Origin of the sequence: Streptomyces echinatus (assembly GCF_014203595.1) — a bacterium.
Classification (GTDB): Bacteria; Actinomycetota; Actinomycetes; order Streptomycetales; family Streptomycetaceae; genus Streptomyces; species Streptomyces echinatus.
On record NZ_JACHJK010000002.1, the window covers coordinates 520,722 to 544,337 of the forward strand.

Genomic DNA, 23,616 nt, shown 5'->3' on the forward strand with positions numbered 1-23,616 from the left:
TTTGTGGATGGGTACTGCCGTTACCGCCGGAACCTACCCCTCCCCTCCCCTTGGTCATGCGCCTGACAGTGTTGCTCCCGTCACACACGGCACATCAGACCCGGAAGATGTCCAAAAACGTACTCCAGAAGCCCTTCTTCCTGGCCGGTTCCTGACGTGTCGCGGCGGCCGGAGACATGGGCAACGGCTGCTCCGGCGCCGCGGGGACGGTCCGGCCCTGCAGCGCGGCGGCCATGCGGGTCGCCGGTGTCGGGCTGAAGGCCACGGGCAGCGTGCCCAGCGCGCGGTGGAACGGTCCCGGCCGCCATTCCAGCTCCTTCTCATGGACGGCCAGCGTCAGGTCGGGCAGGGCGTTGAGGAGCTTCTCGATCGCGGTGACGGCGATGACCTGCGCCGGGTCCTTGGCCGGGCACGCGTGCGGGCCCGCTCCCCAGGCCAGGTGGGCGCCCTTGCTGTGCGTCCGGCGGGCCTCGGCCAGCGCGGGATCGCTGTTGGCCGCGGCGAAGCTGATGACGACCGGGGTGTTGGCCTCGGCCACCACCCCGCCGAGGTCCACGTCCTGCACCGGGTAGTGGGTGGCGTAGTTGGCGATCGGCGTCTGGTTCCACAGCACGTGATCGATCGCCTCCTCGATCAGCAGCCCTGAGTCGCGTCCGCTGGAGCCGGGTGACAGCAGCAGAAGCAGCGCGTTGCCGATCAGGTTGCGCTCCGGCTCCACGCCGGCGCCCATCAGCATGACCAACTGGTCCTTGAGTTCCTCGTCGGTCAGCCCCGCCGGGTGCTGGATCAGCCAGGAAGTGACGTCGTCACCGGGCCGGCGCCGCTTCAGGGCGATCAGTTCCATGAGGCAGCCGGTGAGCTCCTCGTTGGCGCGCAGGGCGTCCTTGCCGTCGAAGATCGCCGACATGGAGCTGGTGAGGGTGTCACCGATGTCCGCCGGGCAGCCGAAGAGCTTGTTGAACAACAGCAGCGGCAGCAGCTTGGCGTAGTCGTTGAGGAGGTCCGCCCGGCCGCGCTCGCTGAACTGGTCGATGAGGTAGTCGGCGATGGGCTCGACGTCCCGGCGGATGCGCGTGATGTTGAGCCGGGCGAGGCTGTCCGTGACGGCCTTGCGCAGCCGCAGGTGCACGGCGCCGTCGGTGAACAGGCAGTTGGGCCGGTACATCATCATCGGCAGCACCGGGTGGTCCAGCGCGACCCGTCCTTCGTTCAGCGCCTTCCAGCGGCGGGCGTCCCGGGCGAAGAGCGTGGAATTCTGCAGCACGCGCAGCGCCGTCTCGTGGCCGACGACCAGGGTGGCGTCTATGCCGGGCGCGAGTTCGACCGGCCCTGCCGGACCGTGGGCGCGCAACCGGTCGTACACCTGGTGGGGGTCGGCGGCGAACGAGGCGTCGTGCATGGGGCATCTGGCCCCGGCGGGGGTGGGGGCTGACTGGCGGTCCATGAGGTTCCTTCTGCTGGCACCGGGCCGGAGGTCCGGGCGGATGGGGGTGTCAGGCGGCTCGGGTGAGCAGGTGACGCACGAGCGCGATCAGCGCGTGGGCGGAGGACTGCCGGTCGCGGGCGTCGCAGTAGACGACGGGGGTGTCGGGGAGCAGGTCGAGCGCCTCGCGCACCTCCGCCTCCTCGTACACCGTGCTCGACTGGAAGCTGTTGACCGCGATGGCGTACTCCAGGCCGTACCGCTCGACGAGATCGATGACGGGGAAGGTCTCCTCCAGCCGTGCGGGGTCGACCAGCAGCAGCGCCCCCAGTGCGCCGCGGGCCATGTCCTCCCACAGCTGCATGAAGCGCTGCTGTCCGGGGGTGCCGAACAGGTACAGCACGAGGTCGTCGCTGAGCGTCAGGCGGCCGAAGTCCAGCGCGACGGTGGTCGTGCGCTTGTCCGTCACGCCTCTGAGGTCGTCCACATGGAGGGACGCCTGCGTCATCTTCTCCTCGGTGCGCAGCGGGGCGATCTCCGACAGCGAACCGATGAGCGTCGTCTTGCCCACGGCGAAGTGCCCGACGACCAGGATCTTGGCAGCGTTGGTCACCGCGCTGGAGACGTAGATGGATCCAGGGGGCGTCTCAGCCGATGAGGGATTGGAGTCCATTCAGAACCTTCTCCAGGGTCGCTCTGTCTACGTTCTGAGCCCGGGGCGGCTCGGCGCGGCGCAGGAGGTGTCCCTGCTCGGATAAGTCGGTCAGCAGCAGCCGTGCCACCCCCACCGGCAGTCCCACGTGTCCGGCCACCTCGGCGACCGACAGGTAGCCGCCCGCGCACAGGTTCCAGATGGACATCACCTCGGGACCGGCTCCCAGCGGAGGGGTCCGCTCGGGAGCCAGGGTGACCAGGGTGTGCAGCGCCAGGTCGTCCGCGTCCGGCAGGGTCCGGCCGCCGGTGATGACGTAGGAGCGGACGAAGTCGCTGGTGACGGAGGCTTCCTCGCCGGGCGTCATGCGTGGGCACCGTTGTCCGTGCGCGGTGCCACACTCATCGCCTTGCTCAGGGAGACCACCGTCTTCTGCATGCGGAAGGACATGGCCTCCATGTCGACGTCCAGGGCGGCCGAGACGGCGAGGTACGCGCCCTGGCCCGCGGCGATCAGGAAGATCCAGCCGCCGTCGTACTCCAGCAGCGTCTGCTTCCAGATACCGTGCCCCGCTCCCACGAACCCCGCGACGGCCCGGCTCAGCGACTGCATCGAGCTCATCGCGGCGGCGTTCGTCTCGGCGTCGTCCCGCCCGATGTCGTCCGAGCGCTGCAGCAGCAGGCCGTCGCCCGAGACGAGGATCGCGTGCCGGGCTCCGCGCACCTCGAGCACGTCGTTCAGCACCCAGGACAGGTCGGTCTTCACTGGTCGTCAGATCCTTCCATGGTGTTCGTGGTGCGCCCGAGCTGGGTCCCGCGGGCGAACGCCCCGAGCCGTGACGCCGTCACCTCGCTGGCCGGCTGAGAGGTCCCCTCCTGATCACCGGCGTCGAGCGCCGGGACCACCGTGACGGGGCCGTTGCGGCGCCGGCGCTTGGGCAGACCTCCCGTGGTCGTTCCCACCACGTGCGAGGGGCCCACGACCGGGACCGGCGCGAGGCGCTGGGGCGCGCTCTCCGGGGCCACGGTGCCCTGGGCGTCGGCCGCGGGGGAAGGAGCGTCGGCCGCGAGGAGACTTTCGGGCACACGAATCACTGCACGCACTCCGCCATAGGGGGATACGGAGCCGACGGAGACGGCGAAGCCGTAGCGGGCGGCGAGCATGCCGCACACGGCGAAGCCGAACCGCGGCGGATCGCCGAGCCCGGTGATGTCGACGGGACCGTCGACGGACAGCAGGGACGCCGCCCGGTCCTTGGTCTCCTGGTCCATGCCGAGGCCGGCGTCGTCCACGATGAAGCACACACCGGTCGGTACGGTCTGGATGTTGACCTCGACCGGCGTTCCGGGCGCGCTGTAGTTCGTGGCGTTGTCCAGCAGTTCGGCCAGTACGACGGCCACCGGCTCGACCGCCTTGCCCACGAGCGAGACGTTGACCTGCGAGTGGACGCCGACCCGGTCGAAGTCCCTGATCCTGCCCTGGGCGCTGCGGGCGACGTCGTAGACGGTGGCGGCACCGTCACGCCTGCCCAGCCAGCCGCCGCACAGCACGGAGATGCCCTTGGCGCGGCGGCCGAACTGGCTGCCGGTGTGGTCGACCGCCATCAGGTCGCCCAGGACGTCCGTGGTGTCGCCGTACTTCTTCAACAGGTCGTCGAGGAGTACCTGCTGCTCCTCGGCGAGTGACTGGAGCGTTCCCATGGCGGACTTCAGCACCGCCTTGGTCGCCGCCTCCGCGTCCGCCCGTACGTCGGCGAGGTCGCGCTGGTGCTGCGCGGTCAGCCCGGCGATGTGCCCGTGGAGCTGGCTCACGTCGCCGCGGGCCTCTCCCAGTCCTGTCTCCAGGTCCTTCCTCGTTCTTCGGAGAGCCATGTTGGTTCTCCTGGCCCTCATCACCGCGACGACCGCAACGATGAGCACCACCAGCAAGATCCACAGCAGTGGATCCGTGGTCAATGACGTCATGAGACTCTCTTCAAGTCGCATCGCGCCAGGAGCGTGCGAGCGCGATGGTGCCTTTGACTGCCCCCCAGACGCGTTCATGACACGCCGTCAGCCCACTGAAAGGTGGGATGATCTTATCAGTCACACAGACACAACCAGCTTGCCCCAAGGCCTACTTGAGACGTCACGAAACCCACACACCGTTGTCACGTGCCCGTCGGACGACGGCTGCCGGAGGGTCGGGTGGGCTCAGCCCGGCCACACCCCTGTCACCAGGAACGAGTCGATCGTCGCCGCGTACGGCGCGATGTCCAGGCCCTGCCCGCCGAGCCAGGCGTCCGAGTAGTACTTGTCCAGGTACCGGTCCCCCGGGTCGCACAGCAGGGTGACGACACTGCCCGTACGGCCCTCGGCCACCATCTCGGCGACGATCTTCAGCGCGCTCCACAGACCGGTGCCCGTGGAGCCGCCCGCCTTGCGGCCGATGGCCCCCTCCAGCGCCCGCACCGCGGCGACGCTGGCCGCGTCCGGGACCTTCATCATCCGGTCGATCGCGCCGGGCACGAAGCTCGGCTCCATGCGCGGCCGGCCGATGCCCTCGATCCGGGAGCCGCAGTCACAGGAGACCTCCGGGTCGCCGGTGGTCCAGCCCTCGAAGAAACAGGAGTTGTCCGGATCGGCCACACAGATCCGGGTGTCGTACTGCATGTAGTGGACGTAGCGGGCGAGGGTCGCCGAGGTGCCGCCGGTGCCGGCCGTGGCCACGATCCAGGCCGGCTCCGGGAACCGCTCCAACTGCAGCTGGCGGAAGATGGACTCGGCGATGTTGTTGTTGCCGCGCCAGTCCGTGGCCCGCTCGGCGTAGGTGAACTGGTCCATGTAGTGGCCGCCGGTCTCCACCGCGAGGCGGGCGGACTCCTCGTACATCTTCCGGGAGTCGTCCACGAAGTGGCACCGGCCGCCGTGGAACTCGATCAGGCGGATCTTCTCGGCGCTGGTCGTGCGCGGCATGACCGCGATGAAGGGCACGCCGATCAGCTTCGCGAAGTAGGCCTCGGAGACCGCCGTCGAGCCGCTGGACGCCTCGATGACCGGCCGGTCCGGTCGGATCCAGCCATTGCACAGGCCGTAGAGGAACAGGGAACGGGCGAGCCGGTGCTTGAGGCTGCCGGTCGGGTGGGTGGACTCGTCCTTCAGATAGAGGTCGATACCCCACCGCTCGGGCAACGGGAAGCGCAGCAAGTGCGTGTCCGCCGATCTGTTGGCGTCGGCCTGAACCTTGCGAACGGCTTCTTTCAGCCAGCCACGGTAGGCGGGGTCGCTGCGGTCGACGTCGAGGGTGGCGCCGGTCGTGGTCTGGGGGGTGGTGCTCACGGAGGGGCTCCTTACGCTCGTCGCCGACGGCGCCTCACGCGGGCCGGCACATCGAGCATAGGCACTCTTCACACGCCTTCCCACCTGCATAAACGCATCTTTGAGCCACCCAAAGACCCGCTGGGGCACGCACGTGCGAGCCGACCGGGGGCGCATGGACGCAAGTGCTCCGGGCGGAAGCCGCGGGCGCCCCGCGCACACTGGTGCTCCACGCCGCGCCGGGGCAGACTGCACGCGACGGGACGACCCGTCCCGAACGGGGGCGCACACGCAACCACGGGAACACCCGCAAGGGGGCGGCGAGACATGGCGGAGCCGGAGTTCACGGCCACGGGCGTGCGAATCGGCAAACGCCTGCGTTCGCTCACCCGGGCCGGACAGGTCCGGATCAGCGAGGGCAGGCTGCAGTTGCTCAACAGCTACGGCAGCGAGATCGACAGCGCGCCGGTGCAGGCGGTACGCGCCTCCACGCCCTGGTTCGTGCCGGACGACCGGGCATTGGCCGACGTGAACGGTACGCGGTATCTGCTGACGCTGGGCGAGCGGGATCCCGCCCCCGGCCGGCCGGGGCCGCCCGCGGCACGTCGGTTCGTCGAGGCGGTCCGCCGGGCGGCGGGCGACGGCGGCTGAGCGACGCACCGCCGTGGCGAGTTGCGGGAGCGCATCCACTGCGCCACGCTGGTCTCACGTCACTCTGGGTTTACCGGCGATAACGCTGCGAACCAGCCCGCCGGCCACGACAGCAGGCGGACGTTTGGACGCAAGCACCCTGCTGGATCCGTTGTTCTCCGTGTTTACTCCGGTTCCTCCGGACCTCACATCGGGGAGTCGCAGCCGTGATCAGTCACCCAAGCAGGCAATGCACGGTGGAGCTCCAAGCCCTGCCGTCGCGGATCGGCCAGGTCCGCAGAATCGTATCTGCGCAGTTGCGCTACTGGCATATGGACCCGTTGATAGACCGGGCCGCGCTCGGTGTGACGGAGCTGTTGAGCAACGTCCACCGGCACGCCAGGCCCGACAAGTCGTGCACCGTGGAACTGGAGCTGCTGCCGGACCGGCTCACGGTCTCGGTACGCGACCACGATCCCCGTCTTCCGGTGCCGGCCGACGCCGCGGCCGCGCCGGACTCCACGCCGCTCGCCACGTGCGGGCGGGGCCTGGCGATGGTGGCCGCGGTGAGCGAGAGCTGGGGAGCGCGGCCGGACGGCGAGAACGGCAAGGTCGTCTGGTTCACGCTGCCGGCGGCGGCGCCCGGCCGTCCGGCGCGGCCGCCGCAAACCGTACGCACGGCCACGCCCGCGCCTGTCGCGGCGGCGGCCGCGGTGCCGGCGGGCGTTCCGGCTGAGGCGGTGCCCGCCGGGGCCGTTGCCGTCGGCGCGGTTCCGCCGGGGGCCCCCGTGCCCGCAATGGCTCCCGTGCCCGCAGCGGCTCCCGTTCCGGCCGCGGCCGTGGCGCATGCGGCCTCCGAGCGGGGTTCGGCGCACTCGGGAGTTACGGCCACTGCCGGCGACTCGGTCGCGGTCGGAAACCAGACGCCCGCCGGACACCCGACGGCGGCCGGTGCCGCGACGCCGGCCGCAAGCACGCCGGCCGGAAGCACGTCGCCCGTCGCGACCGCGGTTCCCGCGGCCGTCGTGGCTCCCGCGGCCGTCGTGGCTCCCGCGCCCGCCGCCGCCGGACCCGCCGTGGGGCCCGCCTCCCCCGCGGCCGGGACGCCGGCTCCCGCCCGGTCCGCCGTCTCCGGCTGACCGGGCGGGGACCGGCCCCGTACCGCCCGGCCCGGTTTCCCCGGGTACCGCGGCGCAGGACGGCCCGCGCGGCGCTGCGCGGGCCGTCACCAGCGAACCGGCGGTCTCCCCGGCACGGGCCGGCGCTCCGGACTCCCCGGCGCAGGTCGACGCTCCGGACTCCCCGACCCCCAGCCGACGCTCCGAACCTTGACACCGGCCGACGCTCCGAACTCCCCGGCACAGGCCGGAGCGCCGGGCTCCCCGGCAGGGGTCCGGAGCGCCGGTCACTCCGTCGCGATGGCCCGCAGGATGTCCTGCCGGGCCGCTCGGCGGGCCGGGCGGAGGCCCGCGAGGGCGCCGGCCGTGACGCCGACCAGGGCCACGACCGCGAGGCGGGTGAGCGGAAGGGCGAAGGCGAAGGCCGTGTCGCTTCCGCCGTCGGACGCCCTCACCAGCACCCACCCGAGGAAGGCACCGAGGCCGAGGCCGCCCACCGTGCCGAAGGCGGCCACCAGGACCGACTCCCATCGGACCATGGCCCTCAGCTGGCCCCGGGTCTGGCCGACGGCCCGGAGCAGACCGAGCTCCCGGGTGCGTTCGTGCACGGCCAGCGTCAGGGTGTTCGCGATGCCGACCAGCGCGATGACGACGGCCAGGGCGAGCAGCGCGTAGACGAGGGTCAGCATCATGTCGATGCCACCCGCCGAGGAGCGCGCGTACTCGTCACGGGTCTGCACCTCGGGGTTGCCGTACCGCGCGGCCACCTGCCGGACCGCCGCCCTGCCCGCGTCGGTGGCCACGCCCCGCCGGAGGGTGACGGCGACGAGGGTGTCGGAGTCCTGGGTGCGGTGCGGGGCCCAGGCGGACCGGGTGATGACGTAGTCCCCGGCGAGTTCGGAGCGGTCGTAGACCGCGCGGACGGTGAAGGTGTCCGTCCGCCCGTCGGCGAAGGCCAGCCGCGCCCGGTCGCCGGGACGCAGATGCTGCCGGGCGGCCTCCGAACGGGTGAGCGCGATGCCGTCGTCTCCGAGGCCGCGCAGCGATCCGGTGACGGTGCCGAGGTCGAAGGCGCGGGCCAGCGCGACCGGATCGGTGACCGTCAACGCCCTTCCCCTGCCGTTGACTTCGGCCACCCCGCGGCCTAGCCCCACGGCCGTGTCCACCTCGGGCAGCCGCCGCAGGGCCGGGGCGAGCCGGGGGCTGAGCCCGCTGCCGCCGGCGCCGTAGGACGGGGTGCTGACCGCGATGTCGCCCGCGAAGGACCGGGACACGGTCTGGTCCATCGTGGCCTTCAGGGAGGCGCCGAACACGGTGAAGAGCGACACCACGGCCACGCCGATCATCAGTGCGCTCGCGGTGGCGGCCGTCCGCCCGGGGCTGCGCAGGGCGTTGCGCCGGGCGAGTGCGCCGGTGACGCCGCGCAGCCGGTCCAGGGGGCCGCCGAGCAGTCGTACGGCCGTGGTGGCGGCGACCGGACCGAGGGCCACGAAGGCGGCCAGGGCGAGCAGCGCGCCGGCTCCGGCCGGCCAGACCGACGGGGAGACGAGTACGCCGGTGAGGGTCGCGGCGAGGGCCGCCAGGCCGAGGGCGGTTCCGGTGAGCGCGCGGACACGGGAGGCTCCCGAGGCGTCGATCGCCGGCTCGCGCAGGGCGGCCAGCGGCGCGGTGCGTCCGGCGCGCCGGGCCGGCAGGAGCGCGGAGCCCAGGCAGACCAGCACGCCCACCGCGAGTGGCAGGACCATCGACAGCGTCTTGACCACCAGCCGCCCGTCGGGGAAGGGGAACCCGACCGCCGGGAACAGCGCCTGCAGTCCGGCGGCGACGCCGATGCCGCCCGCGAGTCCGGTGAGGGAGGCGGCGATCGCCACCACCCCCGCCTCGGCGAGCGCGGCGGCGGTGACCTGGCCCCGGGCGGCTCCGAGGGCGCGCAACAAAGCGTTCTCGCGGGTGCGCTGGGCGACCACGATGGCGAAGGTGTTGTGGATCGAGAAGGTGGCGACGAGCAGGGCGACGCCTGAGAAGACGAGCAGAAAGGTCGTGAAGACGGTCAGGAACTGGCTGGAGATCATGTCGGTGTTCTCCCGCGCCGACTGCTGGCCGGTGATGGCCTCGACGCCGTCGGGGAGCACGGGAGCCAGTCGCCGGACCAGTTCCCGCTGGCTGACTCCGGGGCCCGCCCGCACCTGGATGCTCGCCGCCTGTCCTGGCCGCGCGGTGAGGTACCTCTCGGCGTCGGCCCGGGTCATGCCGGTGAAGGTCACCTGTGCCATGCCGTCCTGGCCCCCGAAGGTGGCGAGGCCCACGACGGTCACCTCGACGGGGTCCGGGGTGCGCAGGGTGGTGGTGTCCCCGATCCTCAGTTTCCCTTTCTTCGCGGCACCCCGGTTCACCACGACCTCGCCCGGCCGGGCCGGGGCCCGGCCCTCGGCGATCCGGTACGGGTTGAGCCCGGGGTCGGTGATCCAGTTGCCGGCGAGGGTGGGCGGTCCGTGTCCGCCGACGGGTTCGCCGTCGGCGCCGACGAGCTGGCCGGCTCCCTGGATGACCGGCGCCGCCGCGGCCACCCCGGGGACCCCCTCGACGGTCCGCACCAGCGAGGTGTCCACCGGCCGTCGTACGCCCTGGGCCTCGCCGGGTGCGGTGATGGTGTCGGCGCCGCGGACGACCGCGCCGGTGCCGCCGGTGGCCTCGCCGAACATGCTGCCGAAGCTCGCGCGGAGCGTGTCGCCCATGACGAGGGTGCCGGCCAGGAAGGCGACGCCGAGGAACACCGCGAGGAAGGTGCCGGCGAAACGGCGCGGGTGCGTGCGCAGCGAGGTGAGGCCGATCCGGAGCGGCGCGTTCATGACCGCGCCTCGAAGGCCTTCATGCGGTCCAGGACCTTGTCGGCGGTCGGCGCCTCCATGCGGTCGACCAGCCGTCCGTCGGCGAGGAAGAGCACCTCGTCGGCGTGGGCGGCGGCCACCGGGTCGTGGGTGACCATGACGACCGTGCGGTCCGTCTCCCGTACGGCCCGGGCGAGCAGGCCGAGGACCTCGGCGCCGGAGCGGGAGTCGAGATTGCCGGTGGGCTCGTCGGCGAAGACGACGTCCGGGCGCCCGGCGAACGCCCGGGCGACGGCGACGCGTTGCTGCTGGCCGCCGGAGAGCTCCGAGGGGCGGTGGTGCAGCCGGTCGCGCAGTCCGACGATGTCCACGAGGGCCTCGGTCCACTCCTGGTCGGCGCGCCGGCCGGCCAGGTCCAGGGGCAGGGTGATGTTCTCCGCGACGGTCAGCGTGGGCACCAGGTTGAACGCCTGGAAGACGAAGCCGGCCCGGTCGCGGCGCAGCAGGGTCAGGCGGCGGTCGTCCAGCGCGCCCAGTTCGGTGTCGCCGATGTAGGCGGCGCCGGAGGTGAGCGTGTCGAGGCCGGCCGCGCAGTGCATGAGGGTGGACTTGCCGGAGCCCGAGGGGCCCATGATCGCCGTGAAGCGTCCGGCGGGGAAGGTGACGTCGACACCGTCCAGGGCGCGTACGGCGGTGTCGCCGCCGCCGTAGACCTTCACGGCGTCCACCACGCGGGCCGCGGCCCGCACCTCGGTCGTGGCGGTCATGCCGCACCGCCCTTGCCGAGGCGGCCGAACTGCTCCTCCAGGACGGACAGTCGGCGCCAGTACTCGTCCTCGTCGATCTCTCCGGAGGCGAAGCGGCGGCCGAGGACCGCGAGCGGCGAGTCGCCCGCCGGGCGTCCCGCGACCACCGGCCGCCAGGGGCCGCCGCGCCCGCGCCAGGCGGTGCGGCGCAGGAGCGTGACGGCGCCGATCACGACGACCGCCCAGATCAGCGGGAAGAACAGGATCCACGGGCCGGGCCCCCCGTCCCAGTTCGCCAGGGTCTGCATCTCGGGCTCATCTCCCTTGTGGGTTCGGGTCTTCGGGTGATGTCCCGAGGTTCCCTCCGGCAGGGGGTGCGGGTCGTCGTGCGGCCGGCGGCACCACGCGTACCTCCCGGGGAGTACGGCGCCGCCGCGCGGCTGCTCCCGCGGACTCGCCGGCCGGCCGGCGGACTGGCAGGCTGACGGACTGGCGGACTGTAACTACTAGTATGTACAGTAGGCTCATGAGCACCTCGGAACGACTGATCGAGTCCACCCGCGAGCTGCTGTGGGAGCGCGGGTACGTGGGCACCAGCCCCAAGGCGATCCTGGAGCGCGCGGGGGCCGGCCAGGGCAGCATGTACCACCACTTCAAGGGCAAGCCCGACCTCGCCCTGGCCGCGATCCGGCGCACCGCCGGGGAACTGCGGGCCACCGCCGAGGCCCTTCTCGGCGGCCCTGGCACGCCGTACGAGCGCATCGAGGCGTACCTGCTGCGCGAGCGTGACGTACTGCGCGGCTGCCCGGTCGGCCGGCTCACCATGGACCCGGACGTGATCGCGAGCGAGGAGCTGCGCGCACCGGTCGACGAGACCATCGCCGCCATCCGCGAGCGGATCGCCGGGATCGTCGAAGAGGGCAAGCGTCAGGGGCAGTTCGCGCCGGGGCTGGACGGCGAGGAGATCGCCGCGGCCGTCCTCGCGACCGTGCAGGGCGGCTACGTCCTCGCCCGCGCCTGCGGATCCCCCGCCGCCTTCGACGCCGGTGTGCGGGGCCTGCTCTCGCTGCTCGCACCACCGGCTGCCGGACGGACGTGAGTCACCGCACCGCAACACCGGACAGGAGAACCGAGCCAGTGCACCGCAACACCGGACAGGAGAACTGAGTCAGTGCACATCACCAGACGGCGACCCGACACCTGGCAGGGCCCGGCGGAGAACTTCACCGGCACGGTCTGGCTGGACGAGATAGCCGCCCCCGCCGCCCCCTCCCGGCTGCGCATGTTCAACGTCCACTTCGCGCCGGGCGCGCACACGGCCTGGCACCGGCACCCGCACGGGCAGGTGCTGCACGTCCTGGAGGGCGAGGGACTGGTGCGGCGCCGGGGCGGTGAGGTCGAGGAGATCCGGGCGGGCGACACGGTGTGGATCGAGCCGGACGAATGGCACTGGCACGGCGCCGGGCCCCGCACCTTCATGACCCACCTGGCGGTCGTGGAGGCCGCCGCGGACGGCACCACCACGGAGTGGGACTGCCATGTGTCCGCTGCCGAGTACCCCGCCTGAGCACACCCCGTCGCCACGGAAGGAACGCCCGATGCACGCCATGCAGTACGAGATGACCCTCCCCGCCGACTACGACATGGGCGTCATCCGCGCCCGGGTCGCCCGCGTCAGTCCTCTGCTGGAGGACTGGGAGGGGCTCGGCCTCAAGACGTACCTGGTGCGTGAACGGGGGGTGCACGGCTCGCCGGTGAACCAGTACGCGCCGTTCTACCTGTGGAACACGGTCGAGGGTATGAACCGCTTCCTGTGGGGCGGCGCCTTCCAGGGGCTCGTCGACGACTTCGGCCGGCCGGCCGTACGGCAGTGGACCGGCCTCGCCCACGCCGAAGGCACCGGCACGCGCCCCGCGTTCGCGGTGCGGCGGCGCCTGCCCGTCCCCGCGGGAGCCGAGTTGACGGCGCTGATGGAGGACGCGGTGGCCGAGACCGAGCGGCTGGCCGCGCGGGACGGTGCCGTCCTCGCGGCCGCGGCCGTGGACGCGCACCGCTGGGAACTGGTGCACTTCTCCCTCTGGGAGCAGGAGACCCCCGAGGCCGACGGGGATGTCTACGAGGTGCTGCACCTGTCCGCACCCGGCCTGGACCGACTCCCCCGCGGGCGGCAGTGGTGACACACGTCCGTACGGTGCTCGGCGACGTCCGGTCCGGCGACCTGGGCGTCTGCGACGCGCACGACCATCTCTTCCTGCGCAGCCCGCGGTTGCCGGGACAGGAACTGGACGACGTCTGCGCCGCACGGGCCGAACTGGAGGCGTTCCGCGCGGCGGGCGGGGCGGCCGTCGTGCAGTGGACGCCGCACGGCATGGGACGGCGGGCGGCGGACCTGCCCGCGCTGTCCCGGGCCACCGGGGTGCGGATCGTGTGCGCCACCGGACTGCACCAGGCGGCCCACTACGACCCGGAGTCGCTCGGCCGGCTGCGCGGCGGACGGCTGGCCGGGCTGTTCGTCTCCGAGCTCACCGAGGGCATCGGTACGACCGGGGTCCGGGCCGGCCTGATCAAGGTGGCGGGCGGCTTCCACGGGCTCGACGCGCACGCCCGCTGGACCATGACGGCGGCGGCCGAGGCCCACCACGCCACCGGCGCGCCCATCGCGGTCCACCTGGAGCTGGGCACCGGCGCACTGGACGTACTGGACCTGCTGTGCGGCGAGTTGGGCGTACCCGGCGAGCGGGTGATCCTCGGGCATCTGAACCGCTCCCCCGACCCGGTGGTGCACCGGCAGGCCGCCGCGTCGGGCTGCTGGCTGGCCTTCGACGGGCCGTCCCGCGCCCACCACGCCACCGACTGGCGGATGCCGGAGGCCGTACGGGCCCTGGCGGAGGCGGGGTTCGGGGACCGGCTGCTGCTCGGCGGGGACACGGTGGTCGCCGGGGCCCGCTCGGTCGACGGCGGGCCCGGGCTGCCGTACCTGCTGCGCCGGGTGCGGCAGCGGCTGACCGAGGCGGTGGGCCCGGAGCTGGTGGATCTCATGCTCGGGGAGCATCCGGGGCGGGCGTTCGGGGTCGCCTGGGCATGAGCGGGCCGTTGGCCCGATCGTGCGGATCCTCGTCCCGCCGGAGGGTTACGGCGTCGCGCTCGACCGGGAGGATGGGAGGACCGCCAACCGCTCCCCGGAAGGACGAGGACCATGGCCCTGGAGATGCGCACCCGTTGTGAACGCTGCGAGAGCGCCCCGCTGCCGCCGGACGGCCCGGCCCGCATCTGCTCGTACGAGTGCACGTTCTGCGAGGCGTGCGGAACGGCCATGGGCCAGGTCTGTCCCAACTGCGGGGGCGAACTGGTGGCGAGGCCCCGGCGGGCGGGGTAAGGCGTGGCGTGCGGGGTGAGGCGGCCGCATGCCGAGGGGGAGGCCGCGGTCCCGGCCGAAACGAAGGTGACGACGGGCCGGCCGCGCGCCTGGCCTGACCGGCTGACCTCGCCCGCCTGTCCCCCCTAAGCCGGTGCCTGGCGACCGGAGAGCGATCCTCTCGCCCGCGTCCGGACTGCCGGGACTCCTCCCCCGCCCCCCGAGTTGGGACTCAAGCGCCTGCGAGAGGACTTCGGCCTCCGACCTGTGGAGTACCCCACGACGCCGAACGGCCGGCGATGCCCTGATAATGGCGTGATCCAAGATCGAGAACGGCCCCGGAAGCGCTGTCCCGCCCGCCGTGCGTGAGGGGCAGCGCCATCCGACGTGGTGGGAGCAGTCGTCAGTAGTCGATCTGGCCTGCCGCGCGGGCAGTTCCGCTGAACTGCAGGAAGAACTTGGTGCCGTCCAGCACGTCCTCGGCGGCCAGGCCCCAGCGGCCGGCGCTCAGACTCCGCCAGCCGTTGCAGTTCCAGCCGGACCCCGACTTGAAGCACGTCCGCACCGAGCGCGTCGCGTCCAGCTTCAGGTTGATGTCGTTGCATCGAGTGGTGGTGGTGGCGTAGGTACCCCGGGCGGGCCAGTACGCGGGGTCGTTGGGACCGGTCCCCGCGTAGCTGGTGAAGCGCGGTGCGTCGACCGTGCAGGCCCGCGCAGGGGCGTTGCCCGATGCCGAGGCCGGTCCTGCTGTCGCGGGCGTCCCGTGCTGTCCGACAGCCGAGGTGGTGGCCTCGGCGGTGCCGGCGGCCGAGGCCATGGCGAGCAAGGCGGCCGCCACAAGGGCGGTGCGACGGATCTGGGGACGGCTCGTGGTGAGCCTGGCTGTGTGCCTCATCGCTCTCTCTGCCTTCCAGAGGTTCTACGGTGCGCTTCTGACGTGGCACCGACCCGTCCAGTCTCGGAACACGCACCATGCTTCGCGTTAGCGAGGGGCGCCATGCCGTTAGCACGGAGCGCCAGAGACGAGGGAGCGTTCACAGCAGGCTGAGACACCGGGGAGGGATCAGTCGTGCGAGGTCTTTCCGGCACTCGGGCATTGCAGTGCCTGGTGTCGATAGTCGACTGGCGCAACACCGTAGGCAGCACGGAAGGCACGAGTGAAATCAGCGGGGCGGGGATAGCCCCAGCGCGCGGCGATGGCCCTGATGGGAACGTGGCGTTGCGCCGGATCGCTGAGATCGCGGCGGCAGCGTTCCAGGCGCTGCTCGCGTATCGAAGCGCGGACGCTCGCGCCGTGGGCTTGGAAGAGTCGGTGCAGTGAGCGGACGGAGATGTGGTGGGCCGCCGCCACGCCGTCGACGGTGCACATGGGGTCGCCCAGGTGGTTTTCGATGAACGACGTGACACGGGCGTACAGCGCGCGTTGCCGACTGTCGGCGGGGACCTCGTCCTCACGCTCCAGATGATGGGCGAGAACGGCAGCGGCAAGGTCGAGGCCGATCGTTCCCAGCCGGGCCATGTCCGCGGGCGTGTAATGCATGTAGTTGTCCGTCACGCGGGCCAAGTAGTCGACCAAGAACTGCCCCATCTCTTTGTCGCCGGGCAACCGACAGGCGACCAGCTGGTCAACATGTCGAGCACCCGCCGGCAACAGGGCGATCGGGAACTGCATGAGCGTCGCTTCGCCTATGGCGTACGACTGGAACGGCCGCGAACTGCTCAACAGCACCATTTCCCCGGGCTCGACGGAAGTGCTGCGTCCGTTTTGCTCGATGACATGCGGGCCGGAGCGGGGCATGACGATCTGCAGGATCTCGGGGTCGGACACGCGGATCGATTTGGGCGTCCGGGATGTGACTATCGACGAGTAAGCCACCGAGGAAACCTGCACCGGCCCCAGAGCCATCTCATCGAACCAACCGCGAAACACGTCGCTGTCAACGGCGCGGAATGTCTTCGGCATGATTTCCCGGTGAGCCATCTCCGTCCAGGCGTCCAGAGCCTCTCGTCCCGTGAAGTTCCCGCTGTCGAAAACCCGTTCCATAATCCTCCCTCCGGGCTGACCGACAACGCACACAGGCTTACCGGTCGGTGCCCCTTGCCGACAGGGTCGAATCAGGCAACGTCACGGGTGGGCGCTACTTCTGGCCACCAGCGGCACGCACGATCCCAGCGGCCGAAACTGTTCCGCGCGCTCGCCGTGCCCCCCACTGACCACCCCGCACTCTCAGGCTCTCCAACCTCTGCTGATCCCTGTGAGGCAGAACCCTCGGCACAGCGCGGGAATCATGTAGAGCGAACGCACGAAAGGCAGAATCCACGTCAGAGAAGACGTGTAATCCTTCCAAGTCGAGAAGCGTTCCGAGAGCGGCACGACGTTCTTTCACTCGCCGAATTTCGGCCGCTTCCACGGCAGAGGGCATCGAGTCGTCGCGGCGCCTGGGTCGGCATCGCTGGGTGGTCGAGTGCACGGTGTCGTGACCGGCCGGGTGCCGTCGCCTGCACCGGCGCCACAAACGCAAGGCCGAGCAGCGGTGGACGGCTTGACGGTGCGGTGTCAGGGCCGCACTGGTTGGCGCTAATGAGGCTCCTGTCGCGCTCGCTGCACCGGATCGCGGGCGACCACGAGACACCGCACGGGATCAACGAGCGCATCTCCACCACCTGGTTCGACGCGGCCAACTCCGCGGCCCTGACCAGGGCACTCGACGCACTCCTCGCCGACCTCGGCCAGAGGGTCGTTCCGAGCCGGCCGTTGAGGGTCTGGTCGGTCGGCTCGATGGTCCGCACCGGCGGCTTGTCCAGGTGCGCTGGTCTGCCGCAGCGGCTTGAACAGGTGCGCTCCGGTCCGCGCGGGCTCGCGGGCCATTCCTTCAACTCGCGCATCTCAGGGTGTAGATCGACACAGCAACGGATGGGGGAACGGTGCATTCACCGGACAGCGCGCTCGCGCTCGGCCCGGGCGGGCCGGTCGGTACCGCTTGGATGGCCGGACTCGTCCACGGCCTGCGGCGCCTGGGCGTCGACCTGGGCACGGCGGATCTGGTCGTCGGCACTTCGGCGGGCGCGATCGTGGGCGCCGCGCTGGCCACCGGCCAGGATCTCGCGCACTTCGCCGATCCCGCCGGCAGCCGCGGCGACGGTCCCCGGCCGCCGCAGGCCGATCCGCAGCGCATGGGTGAGGTCTTCGAGGTCCTCGGTGCCGGCCTGCCACCGGAAGAGGCTCGCCGGCGGGTCGGGCGGATCGCCCTCGGCGCGGCAGATCCGGAGGCCGAGCGGGCCTTGGTCGCGGTGCGACGCCGGCTCGTCGGCACGGACACCTGGCCGGCCGAGTGCCGCCTGCTCATCCCTGCCGTGCAGGCGGGCAGCGGCGAGCCGGTGGTCTGGGATCGCGACAGCGACGTCCCGCTGGCGGCTGCCGTCGCGGCCTCGAGCGCGTTCCCGGGCGCGGCGCCTCCCGTATCGGTCGGCGGGCGCCACTACATCGACGGTGCGCTGCGGGCGGGCACCAACGTGGACCTCGCGGCCGGTGCGCGTACGTTGGTCGTCGTGGAGTCGATGGCGCGTCAGGCTCCCGGGGAGGAAGCGTCGGCCGCGCTGGGCGCGGAGACGGTGGTGTCGCTGTTCCCGGACGCGGCGTCGGCGGCGGCGCTCGGCACGGACCCGTCGGACCCGTCGGCGTGGGTGCCTGCGTTCCGAGCGGGGGAGCGGCAAGCCGTCGCCGCGCGGGAGCAGCTGGCCGGAGCCTGGACCGTCGGCTGAATGAGTCGAACGGATTGCCTGCGGGCACGGCGCGAGGGCGTCCGTGATCGTTTTGTGCGGAACGACCTGAACACACGCGCGGTGGCTTCCCGTACCTGCCTCGGCAGTCCGGTGACGACAAGCGTCCGCGCGCCGCGTCCGGCCTGATCACGGCAGCCGTGATCCGGATGCCGGCCGTGGACGCCTCGCTGTGGAGCGACGTTGTGTGGTGGTCGACTCCATCCCGATCGGCTGCGGCTGCTCCCGGGAGGCCGCCTGCGGCTGCACCTGGTGCGCACCCTCGGCGGCCTGCCGGTGCCGTGCGGCGGGTCAGCGCGTCGCCGGTCAGCGCGTCGGGCTTGGCTCGGTCAGGGCGCCCAGTGGATCGTCCAGTACCGGCTGCCAGGCCAGTTCCGCCGCGCCGACCAGGCTGTTGTGGTCCAGGGTGCACGGCAGGATCGGCACGCCGCCGCTCTGCCCCCACAGGCTGCGGTCCGCGACCACCGCGCGCAGCCGGCCGGGGTCCGCGTTCAGCAGCGTGCGGTGCAGGCCGCCGAGGATGATGCGGTCCGGGTTCAGGATGTTGACCAGGCCGGCCAGGCCGAGGCCGAGGCGGTCGATGAGGGCTTCGGCGGCCGTGCGCACGGCCGGGTCGTCGTACTGGGTGCGCAGCAGATCGCCGGCCTGCTGGAGCAGCGACACCTCGGGACCGGGCTCTCGGCCGGCTTCCACGAGCAGCGCCAGCGGGTCCGCCTCCACGTCCAGGCAGCCTCGGCTGCCGCAGTGACAGGGGCGGCCCTCCGGGTTGACCGTGAGGTGGCCGACCTCCAGCGCGAGGCCCGAACTGCCGGTGTGCAGACGGCCGTCCAGGACGAGCGCACCGCCGACACCCCGGTGGCCGGTGGCCACGCACAGCAGGTCGCGCGCGCCCCGGCCGGCGCCGTGCCGGTGCTCGGCGAGCGCGGCGAGATTGACGTCGTTGCCCGTGAACGCGGGCCCGCCGATGCCGGCGGCGCGCACGCACTCGGCGAAGATCCGCCGGACGGGGGCGCCGACGGGCCAGGCCAGGTGCAGCGGGTTGAGGGCGAGACCGTCGGGTTCGGCGACGGCGGACGGCACGGCCAGCCCGGCCCCGACACAGCGTCGTCCGGTGTCGCGCAGCAGTTCCGCGCCCGCCTCGACCACGGAGCCGAGCACCTTCGCCGGGTCGGCGTCGACGGTCTCGCAGCCGGGCGCGGTCGCCACGATCCGCCCGCCGAGGCCGACCAGCGCGGCCCGGAAGCCGTCGGCGTGGACCTGTGCCGCGAGCGCCACCGGGCCGTCCTCGGCCACCTCCAGCCGGTGCGAGGGGCGCCCCTGGGAGCCGGCCGCGGAGCCGGGACGGGCGTCCACCCGGATCAGGCCCAGCGCCTCCAGCTCGGCGGCCACCGCGCCGGCCGTCGCCCGGGTGACACCGAGTTCGGCGGTGAGCACGGCCCGGGTCGGCGCACGTCCGGTGTGCACCAGCTCCAGCGCGGGCCCGAGTGCCCCGCGCCCCCGGTCCAGCCGTGCCCTCGAGGTGGTCCTCTCCCCCGCTGTCCGGGGTTCCGCCTTGCCGCTCATGAGAGCGAGTCTCCCATGATCCGCACCTGGGGTGGCCCGTGCCACCGCCTAGAGGCCACTGACCCGCAAGGTGACGTTCAGCCGCCCGGCGAGGCCCAGCCGGGCCGGCGCCGTACCCGGACGCACACGCGGCACACCGTGGTAGGCGAGGCGGGACGGGCCGCCGAAGACGAACAGGTCGCCGCTGCGCAGCTCCACGTCGGTGTACGGCTTCGCGCGCGTGCCGGTGTTCCCGAAGCGGAACACGCAGGTGTCGCCGAGGCTCAGCGAGACCACCGGGGCGTCCGCCTGTTCGTCGCCGTCGCGGTGCATGCCCATGCGGGCGTCGCCGTCGTAGAAGTTGATCAGCGCGATGTCGTACGGCGCGGCCGGCACGGCGGACGGGCCCAGCGCCTCGGTCACCGCGCGCCGGCCCAGCTCGCCGAGCCAGTCGGGGAAGGGCTTCACGGGGCTGCCGTCGCCGTCGACGACGGTGCGGGCGTAGGCGTACGGGTACCAGTGCCAGCCCAGGCAGACCTGGCGGGCGGTCATGGTGCCGCCGCCCGGGGTGCGGACGGTGCGCAGTCCGGCGGGGGGCCGCGCCCACTCCCGGCAGGCGTCGAGCAGGGCGCGCTGCCGCTCGGGGTCCAGCCAGTCCGGGACGTGCACGGCGCCCGGCGCGACCTCCGTGCGCTCCCGGGGGAACAGCTCGTCCTCCATGCCCCCATCCTGCCCCACGGCCTCTGATCTGCGGCTCCGCTAGCCTGGACGCACGATGAGCGACCGTATGACGACACCGTGGGGCGAGGTCGAGCTGACCCGCTTCCCCGAGGATCCCCGCGACCGGCTGCGTGCCTGGGACGCCTCCGACGCGTACCTGCTGCGCCACCTCGCCGCGGAGAAGGTGCCGCTCACCGGCACGGTCGTGGTGGTCGGGGACCGCTGGGGGGCGCTGGTCACCGCGCTGGCGGAGCACCGGCCGGCGCAGATCACGGACTCCTTCCTCGGCCAGGAGGCGACCCGGGCGAACCTGGCGCGGGCCGGCGTGGAGCCGGGTGCGGTACGGCTCCTCACCACGCAGGACCCGCCGCCCGAGCGGGTGGACGTGCTGCTGGTGCGGGTGCCGAAGAGCCTGGCGCTGCTGGAGGACCAGCTGTCGCGGCTGGCGCCTTCCGTGCACCCGGACACGGTCGTGGTCGGTACCGGGATGGTGAAGGAGATCCACACCTCGACGCTCCGGCTGTTCGAGCGGATCCTCGGGCCGACCCGGACCTCGCCGGCCCAGCAGAAGGCCCGGCTGATCTTCTGCACCCCGGACCCGGCGCTGGAGCGGCCCGCGAACCCGTGGCCGTACAGCTACGCCCTTCCGGAGGGTGTCGGCGCCGTGTCGGGGCACCCGGTGGTCAATCACGCGGGCGTCTTCTGCGCCGAGCGACTGGACATCGGCACCCGCTTCCTCCTCCGGCACCTGCCCGGCCCGGGCGCCGGGCGGGTGGTGGACCTCGGCTGCGGCAACGGTGTGGTCGGTACGGCGGTCGCGCTGGCCGATCCGACGGCGGAGGTCCTCTTCGTGGACGAGTCGTTCCAGGCGGTGGCCTCGGCGGAGGCGACGTACAAGGCGAACGGGGTGCCGGGGCACGCCGAGTTCCGGGTCGGGGACGGGCTGGCCGGGGTCGCGCCCGGCAGTGTGGACCTGGTCCTGAACAACCCGCCGTTCCACTCCCACCAGGCGACCACGGACGCGACGGCGTGGCGGATGTTCACCGGGGCGAAGCGCGCGCTGCGGCCGGGCGGCGAACTGTGGGTCATCGGCAACCGGCACCTCGGCTATCACGTGAAGCTGAAGCGGTTGTTCGGGAACAGCCGACTCGTGGCGAGCGACCCGAAGTTCGTCGTGCTGAAAGCCGTCAAGAGGGGTTGACGCGAAGACCGGCGGCTCGCGGGCGGTGGGGCGAAGCGCAGACCGCCGGCCGTCGGGCCCAGGCCGAGGGAACAGCACGAAAATGGTCGGCTGCCGGGCCCGGCCGAGGAGTCAGCAGCGAGACTGCCGGCTGCTCGGCACGGGCCACGGGCTTCGGCGGCGGACGCGCCAGGCGGGTGCGGTGCCGGGCGCGGGCCGGGGTGTCCGACCACAGTCCGGCCCGGCCCGCGCGGCCGCCCGGTCCGCTCTGCCACCCGGTCCGTCCCGCCGCCCGGTCCGCTCTGCCCGGCCCGACGGCGGCGCCCGGTGGGCGGTGCCGGGCGGTCAGGCACTACGGCGCTGGTCAGGTCGGGGGCGGGAGCGGACGCAACGGCGCTGATCAGGCCGGGGGGCGGGAGAGGACGCCGATGATCCGGGTCACCTCGCGTGCCATCGCCTCCCGGCCGACGCTGAGGTACTTCCGTGAGTCGACGGCCTCCGGATGGGCGGCGAGGAACGTACGGATCGCCATCGTCATGGCGATGTTGAGGGCGGTGCCGACGTTGACCTTCGCGATACCGCCGCCGACCGCCGCGACCAGTCCGTCGTCCGGCACACCCGAGGAACCGTGCAGCACGAGCGGCACGGTCAGCGCGGCGGACAGCCGCCCGAGCAGCCCGTGGTCGAGCGCGGCGGTGCGGGTGGTCATGGCGTGCACGCTGCCGATGGCGACGGCCAGGCCGTCCACGCCGGTACCGGCGACGAAGTCCCGCGCCCGGCCCGGGTCGGTACGGGCGCCGGGCGCGTGCGCGTCGAGCGGAGGGCGGCCGTCCTTCCCTCCGATCTGCCCCAACTCCGCCTCGATCCAGAGCCCTTGGGCATGCGCCCAGTCGGCGGCGGCTCGGGTGGCGGCGAGGTTGGCGGCGTAGGACAGCCGCGCCGCGTCATACATGACCGAGCTGAACCCGGCGTCGGACGCCTGGCGCAGCAGCTCGTCACTCTGCACGTGGTCCAGGTGCAACGCGACCGGCACGGCGGCGCGTTCGGCGGCGGCGACGGCGGCACGCGCCAGGGGAAGAAGCCGTCCGTATCGGTACTTGACGGCGTTCTCGCTGACTTGGAGGACCACGGGGGCGCCGGCCGATTCGGCGCCGGCGACGACGGCCTCGATGTGTTCCAGGGTGATGACGTTGAACGCGGCGACGGCGGAGCGGGCGGCGGCGGCCCGGGTGACCAGCTCGCCGGTGGGTGCGAGAGGCACGTGCGGTGTCCTTCCTGGACGGGACCGGCGGGCTCAGGGGGCGAGGATGACCGAGCGGGTGAGGTGCCGGGGCCGGTCGGGGTCCAGCCCCCGGGCGGCGGCGACGGCGACCGCGAGCCGCTGCGCCCGCACGAGTTCGGCGAGCGGGTCCAGCTCCCCCTCGATCCACAGCCCGCCGGTGGCGCGGACCTGTTCGGCGAGCCCGTCGGGCGCCGCGCCGAGCATCCAGGTGGCCGTGCCCTCGGTGGTGACGCTGATCGGGCCGTGCCGGTACTCCATCGCCGGGTAGGCCTCGGTCCAGGAGAGGGACGCCTCGCGCATCTTCAGCCCGGCTTCGTTGGCGAGTCCGACGGTCCAGCCGCGCCCGAGGAAGGTGAACTGCGAGCAGTCCACGAGCCCTTCGGGCAGCGGAGCGGTGAGGGCGGTGCGTGCGTCGGCGACGACGGCGTCGGTGTGCAGGCCGAGGTGGGTGCGCAGGAGGGTGAGCGCGGTGGTCGCGAACCGGGTCTGCACGACGGAGTGTTCGTCGGCGAAGTCCAGGACGACGAGGTCGTCGGCGGCCGCCATGACCGGGGTGCCGGGGTCCGCGGTGACGGCGGTGGTGCGGGTCCGACCGGCCGACTTGCGCAGCAGTTCCAGCACTTCGGTGGTGGTGCCGGACCGGGTGAGGGCGACGACCCGGTCGTACGACCGGCCGTCGGGGAACTCGGAGGCGGCGAACGCGTCGGTCTCGCCCTGCCCTGCGCCCTCACGCAGGGCGGCGACCGCCTGGGCCATGAAGTACGAGGTCCCGCACCCGACGACGGCGACTCGTTCCCCCGGCTCCGGCAGTGCGCCCCGGTGCCGCTCCGCCTCCTCGGCCGCCCGTATCCAGCACTCCGGCTGGCTGTTCAGCTCGTTCTCGACATGGGTCATGCCCACACCCTCCCCTGCTGATTGTTCCTGCAAGATATAGCGAGCTTTCGAACACAATCAAGCATTCGGGCGCAAGGCCGGGTGCGCTAGGGTCGCCGGGAGGCCGGAGGCGGCCGAAAAGCGAGGAAGAGCGACGAAGAACGACCGGAAGCCGACGCCCGAAAGCGGGC

The 23,616-nt window shown here is 72.6% G+C and carries 23 protein-coding genes and 3 pseudogenes; 11 read left to right on the top strand and 15 right to left on the bottom strand.

Translation table 11 applies throughout. From position 1 onward, the window contains the following. Positions 1-94: 94 nt before the first annotated feature. From FHS34_RS06855 to cds1, 6 genes are all read right to left on the bottom strand, one after another. A complete protein-coding gene (locus FHS34_RS06855; RefSeq protein WP_184962905.1) occupies positions 95-1,399 on the bottom strand; it encodes a cytochrome P450 family protein in 1,305 nt (434 codons plus the stop codon). A 94-nt stretch (positions 1,400-1,493) separates the two neighbouring features. After that, positions 1,494-2,096, bottom strand: coding sequence for a GTP-binding protein (locus FHS34_RS06860; RefSeq protein ID WP_184962178.1), 603 nt, complete (start codon positions 2,094-2,096; stop codon positions 1,494-1,496). Further along, positions 2,071-2,442: a DUF742 domain-containing protein gene (locus tag FHS34_RS06865; RefSeq protein WP_184962180.1), complete on the bottom strand. Its 372-nt coding sequence runs from the start codon at positions 2,440-2,442 to the stop codon at positions 2,071-2,073. The genes FHS34_RS06860 and FHS34_RS06865 overlap by 26 nt, the downstream gene beginning before the upstream one ends. After that, positions 2,439-2,840 (bottom strand): roadblock/LC7 domain-containing protein, encoded by a 402-nt coding sequence (locus FHS34_RS06870; RefSeq protein ID WP_184962182.1) that lies wholly within the window; start codon positions 2,838-2,840, stop codon positions 2,439-2,441. The genes FHS34_RS06865 and FHS34_RS06870 overlap by 4 nt, the downstream gene beginning before the upstream one ends. Beyond that, positions 2,837-4,039, bottom strand: a complete 1,203-nt coding sequence (locus FHS34_RS06875) for an ATP-binding protein (protein ID WP_184962184.1) — start codon at positions 4,037-4,039, stop codon at positions 2,837-2,839. The genes FHS34_RS06870 and FHS34_RS06875 overlap by 4 nt, the downstream gene beginning before the upstream one ends. A gap of 228 nt (positions 4,040-4,267) precedes the next feature. Beyond that, positions 4,268-5,392 (bottom strand): L-cysteine desulfhydrase Cds1, encoded by a 1,125-nt coding sequence (gene cds1, locus FHS34_RS06880; protein WP_184962186.1) that lies wholly within the window; start codon positions 5,390-5,392, stop codon positions 4,268-4,270. A gap of 306 nt (positions 5,393-5,698) precedes the next feature. Here cds1 and FHS34_RS06885 point away from each other — a divergent pair, with 306 nt between their 5' ends. Both FHS34_RS06885 and FHS34_RS42320 read left to right on the top strand, forming a co-directional pair. Then, positions 5,699-6,022, top strand: a complete 324-nt coding sequence (locus FHS34_RS06885) for a hypothetical protein (protein ID WP_184962188.1) — start codon at positions 5,699-5,701, stop codon at positions 6,020-6,022. 206 nt (positions 6,023-6,228) lie between these two features. Further along, positions 6,229-6,643, top strand: a pseudogene (locus FHS34_RS42320) (ATP-binding protein); the annotation flags it as partial. Positions 6,644-7,406: 763 nt separating this feature from the next. Here the strand turns inward: FHS34_RS42320 and FHS34_RS06895 are convergent. The 3 genes from FHS34_RS06895 to FHS34_RS06905 are packed head-to-tail and all read right to left on the bottom strand — an operon-like array spanning position 7,407 to position 11,001. Beyond that, positions 7,407-9,968, bottom strand: coding sequence for an ABC transporter permease (locus tag FHS34_RS06895; protein ID WP_184962192.1), 2,562 nt, complete (start codon positions 9,966-9,968; stop codon positions 7,407-7,409). Continuing rightward, complete coding sequence (locus FHS34_RS06900; protein WP_184962194.1) at positions 9,965-10,714, bottom strand: ABC transporter ATP-binding protein; 750 nt, start codon at positions 10,712-10,714, stop codon at positions 9,965-9,967. Before FHS34_RS06900 ends, FHS34_RS06895 begins: the two co-directional genes overlap by 4 nt. Continuing rightward, complete coding sequence (locus tag FHS34_RS06905; protein ID WP_184962196.1) at positions 10,711-11,001, bottom strand: SHOCT domain-containing protein; 291 nt, start codon at positions 10,999-11,001, stop codon at positions 10,711-10,713. Before FHS34_RS06905 ends, FHS34_RS06900 begins: the two co-directional genes overlap by 4 nt. 203 nt (positions 11,002-11,204) lie before the next feature. On the opposite strand from FHS34_RS06905, the gene FHS34_RS06910 reads away from it, so the two are divergent. From FHS34_RS06910 to FHS34_RS42325, 6 genes and pseudogenes are all read left to right on the top strand, one after another. Beyond that, on the top strand, positions 11,205-11,792 hold the full coding sequence (locus FHS34_RS06910; protein ID WP_184962198.1) for a TetR/AcrR family transcriptional regulator: 588 nt from the start codon (positions 11,205-11,207) through the stop codon (positions 11,790-11,792). Positions 11,793-11,864: 72 nt separating this feature from the next. Continuing rightward, positions 11,865-12,260: a (R)-mandelonitrile lyase gene (locus tag FHS34_RS06915; RefSeq protein WP_184962200.1), complete on the top strand. Its 396-nt coding sequence runs from the start codon at positions 11,865-11,867 to the stop codon at positions 12,258-12,260. Positions 12,261-12,291: 31 nt separating this feature from the next. Further along, positions 12,292-12,870: a DUF4865 family protein gene (locus FHS34_RS06920; RefSeq protein WP_184962202.1), complete on the top strand. Its 579-nt coding sequence runs from the start codon at positions 12,292-12,294 to the stop codon at positions 12,868-12,870. Beyond that, the gene (locus FHS34_RS06925) at positions 12,867-13,778 is read left to right on the top strand and encodes a phosphotriesterase family protein (protein ID WP_184962204.1); all 912 of its coding nucleotides are present in this window, start codon (positions 12,867-12,869) and stop codon (positions 13,776-13,778) included. Before FHS34_RS06920 ends, FHS34_RS06925 begins: the two co-directional genes overlap by 4 nt. A gap of 111 nt (positions 13,779-13,889) precedes the next feature. Then, positions 13,890-14,069 (top strand): DUF1272 domain-containing protein, encoded by a 180-nt coding sequence (locus FHS34_RS06930; protein WP_184962206.1) that lies wholly within the window; start codon positions 13,890-13,892, stop codon positions 14,067-14,069. 133 nt (positions 14,070-14,202) lie between these two features. Next, positions 14,203-14,333 (top strand): annotated as a pseudogene (locus tag FHS34_RS42325) (LD-carboxypeptidase); the annotation flags it as partial. Positions 14,334-14,451: 118 nt separating this feature from the next. Here the strand turns inward: FHS34_RS42325 and FHS34_RS06935 are convergent. Together FHS34_RS06935 and FHS34_RS41895 are read right to left on the bottom strand one after the other, a co-directional pair. Beyond that, positions 14,452-14,943, bottom strand: a complete 492-nt coding sequence (locus tag FHS34_RS06935) for a hypothetical protein (RefSeq protein ID WP_225817759.1) — start codon at positions 14,941-14,943, stop codon at positions 14,452-14,454. Positions 14,944-15,111: 168 nt separating this feature from the next. Further along, positions 15,112-16,092, bottom strand: coding sequence for an AraC-like ligand-binding domain-containing protein (locus tag FHS34_RS41895; RefSeq protein ID WP_221508604.1), 981 nt, complete (start codon positions 16,090-16,092; stop codon positions 15,112-15,114). A gap of 881 nt (positions 16,093-16,973) precedes the next feature. Here FHS34_RS41895 and FHS34_RS06945 point away from each other — a divergent pair. Beyond that, positions 16,974-17,810 carry a patatin-like phospholipase family protein gene (locus FHS34_RS06945; protein WP_221508605.1) on the top strand — a complete coding sequence of 279 codons (837 nt, stop codon included), beginning with the start codon at positions 16,974-16,976 and terminating at the stop codon, positions 17,808-17,810. Between the two features lie 86 nt (positions 17,811-17,896). Then, a pseudogene (locus FHS34_RS44350) lies at positions 17,897-18,066 on the top strand (IS982 family transposase); the annotation flags it as partial. A 68-nt stretch (positions 18,067-18,134) separates the two neighbouring features. On the opposite strand, the gene FHS34_RS06950 reads toward FHS34_RS44350, so the two are convergent. After that, positions 18,135-19,391, bottom strand: a complete 1,257-nt coding sequence (locus tag FHS34_RS06950; protein WP_184962208.1) for an ROK family protein — start codon at positions 19,389-19,391, stop codon at positions 18,135-18,137. A 48-nt stretch (positions 19,392-19,439) separates the two neighbouring features. Further along, a complete protein-coding gene (locus tag FHS34_RS06955) occupies positions 19,440-20,090 on the bottom strand; it encodes an alpha-ketoglutarate-dependent dioxygenase AlkB family protein (RefSeq protein WP_184962210.1) in 651 nt (216 codons plus the stop codon). Between the two features lie 67 nt (positions 20,091-20,157). On the opposite strand from FHS34_RS06955, the gene FHS34_RS06960 reads away from it, so the two are divergent. Next, positions 20,158-21,291, top strand: a complete 1,134-nt coding sequence (locus tag FHS34_RS06960; protein ID WP_184962212.1) for a methyltransferase — start codon at positions 20,158-20,160, stop codon at positions 21,289-21,291. 379 nt (positions 21,292-21,670) lie between these two features. Here FHS34_RS06960 and FHS34_RS06965 read toward each other — a convergent pair whose 3' ends face one another. Then, positions 21,671-22,531 carry a class II fructose-bisphosphate aldolase gene (locus FHS34_RS06965; protein ID WP_184962215.1) on the bottom strand — a complete coding sequence of 287 codons (861 nt, stop codon included), beginning with the start codon at positions 22,529-22,531 and terminating at the stop codon, positions 21,671-21,673. 33 nt (positions 22,532-22,564) lie between these two features. Then, entirely contained in the window at positions 22,565-23,446 is an 882-nt protein-coding gene (locus FHS34_RS06970; protein WP_184962217.1) for an SIS domain-containing protein, read from the bottom strand. Positions 23,447-23,616: the final 170 nt, after the last annotated feature.

Bases quoted from the DNA above. Each gene is read 5' to 3' on its own strand.
- FHS34_RS06855 (WP_184962905.1), bottom strand. From the start codon at position 1,399: ATGCACGACGCCTCGTTCGCCGCCGACCCCCACCAGGTGTACGACCGG.
- FHS34_RS06860 (WP_184962178.1), bottom strand. From the start codon at position 2,096: ATGGACTCCAATCCCTCATCGGCTGAGACGCCCCCTGGATCCATCTAC.
- FHS34_RS06865 (WP_184962180.1), bottom strand. From the start codon at position 2,442: ATGACGCCCGGCGAGGAAGCCTCCGTCACCAGCGACTTCGTCCGCTCC.
- FHS34_RS06875 (WP_184962184.1), bottom strand. From the start codon at position 4,039: ATGACGTCATTGACCACGGATCCACTGCTGTGGATCTTGCTGGTGGTG.
- FHS34_RS06885 (WP_184962188.1), top strand. From the start codon at position 5,699: ATGGCGGAGCCGGAGTTCACGGCCACGGGCGTGCGAATCGGCAAACGC.
- FHS34_RS06895 (WP_184962192.1), bottom strand. From the start codon at position 9,968: ATGAACGCGCCGCTCCGGATCGGCCTCACCTCGCTGCGCACGCACCCG.
- FHS34_RS06900 (WP_184962194.1), bottom strand. From the start codon at position 10,714: ATGACCGCCACGACCGAGGTGCGGGCCGCGGCCCGCGTGGTGGACGCC.
- FHS34_RS06905 (WP_184962196.1), bottom strand. From the start codon at position 11,001: ATGCAGACCCTGGCGAACTGGGACGGGGGGCCCGGCCCGTGGATCCTG.
- FHS34_RS06910 (WP_184962198.1), top strand. From the start codon at position 11,205: ATGTACAGTAGGCTCATGAGCACCTCGGAACGACTGATCGAGTCCACC.
- FHS34_RS06920 (WP_184962202.1), top strand. From the start codon at position 12,292: ATGCACGCCATGCAGTACGAGATGACCCTCCCCGCCGACTACGACATG.
- FHS34_RS06930 (WP_184962206.1), top strand. From the start codon at position 13,890: ATGGCCCTGGAGATGCGCACCCGTTGTGAACGCTGCGAGAGCGCCCCG.
- FHS34_RS06935 (WP_225817759.1), bottom strand. From the start codon at position 14,943: ATGAGGCACACAGCCAGGCTCACCACGAGCCGTCCCCAGATCCGTCGC.
- FHS34_RS41895 (WP_221508604.1), bottom strand. From the start codon at position 16,092: ATGGAACGGGTTTTCGACAGCGGGAACTTCACGGGACGAGAGGCTCTG.
- FHS34_RS06950 (WP_184962208.1), bottom strand. From the start codon at position 19,391: ATGAGCGGCAAGGCGGAACCCCGGACAGCGGGGGAGAGGACCACCTCG.
- FHS34_RS06955 (WP_184962210.1), bottom strand. From the start codon at position 20,090: ATGGAGGACGAGCTGTTCCCCCGGGAGCGCACGGAGGTCGCGCCGGGC.
- FHS34_RS06960 (WP_184962212.1), top strand. From the start codon at position 20,158: ATGACGACACCGTGGGGCGAGGTCGAGCTGACCCGCTTCCCCGAGGAT.
- FHS34_RS06970 (WP_184962217.1), bottom strand. From the start codon at position 23,446: ATGACCCATGTCGAGAACGAGCTGAACAGCCAGCCGGAGTGCTGGATA.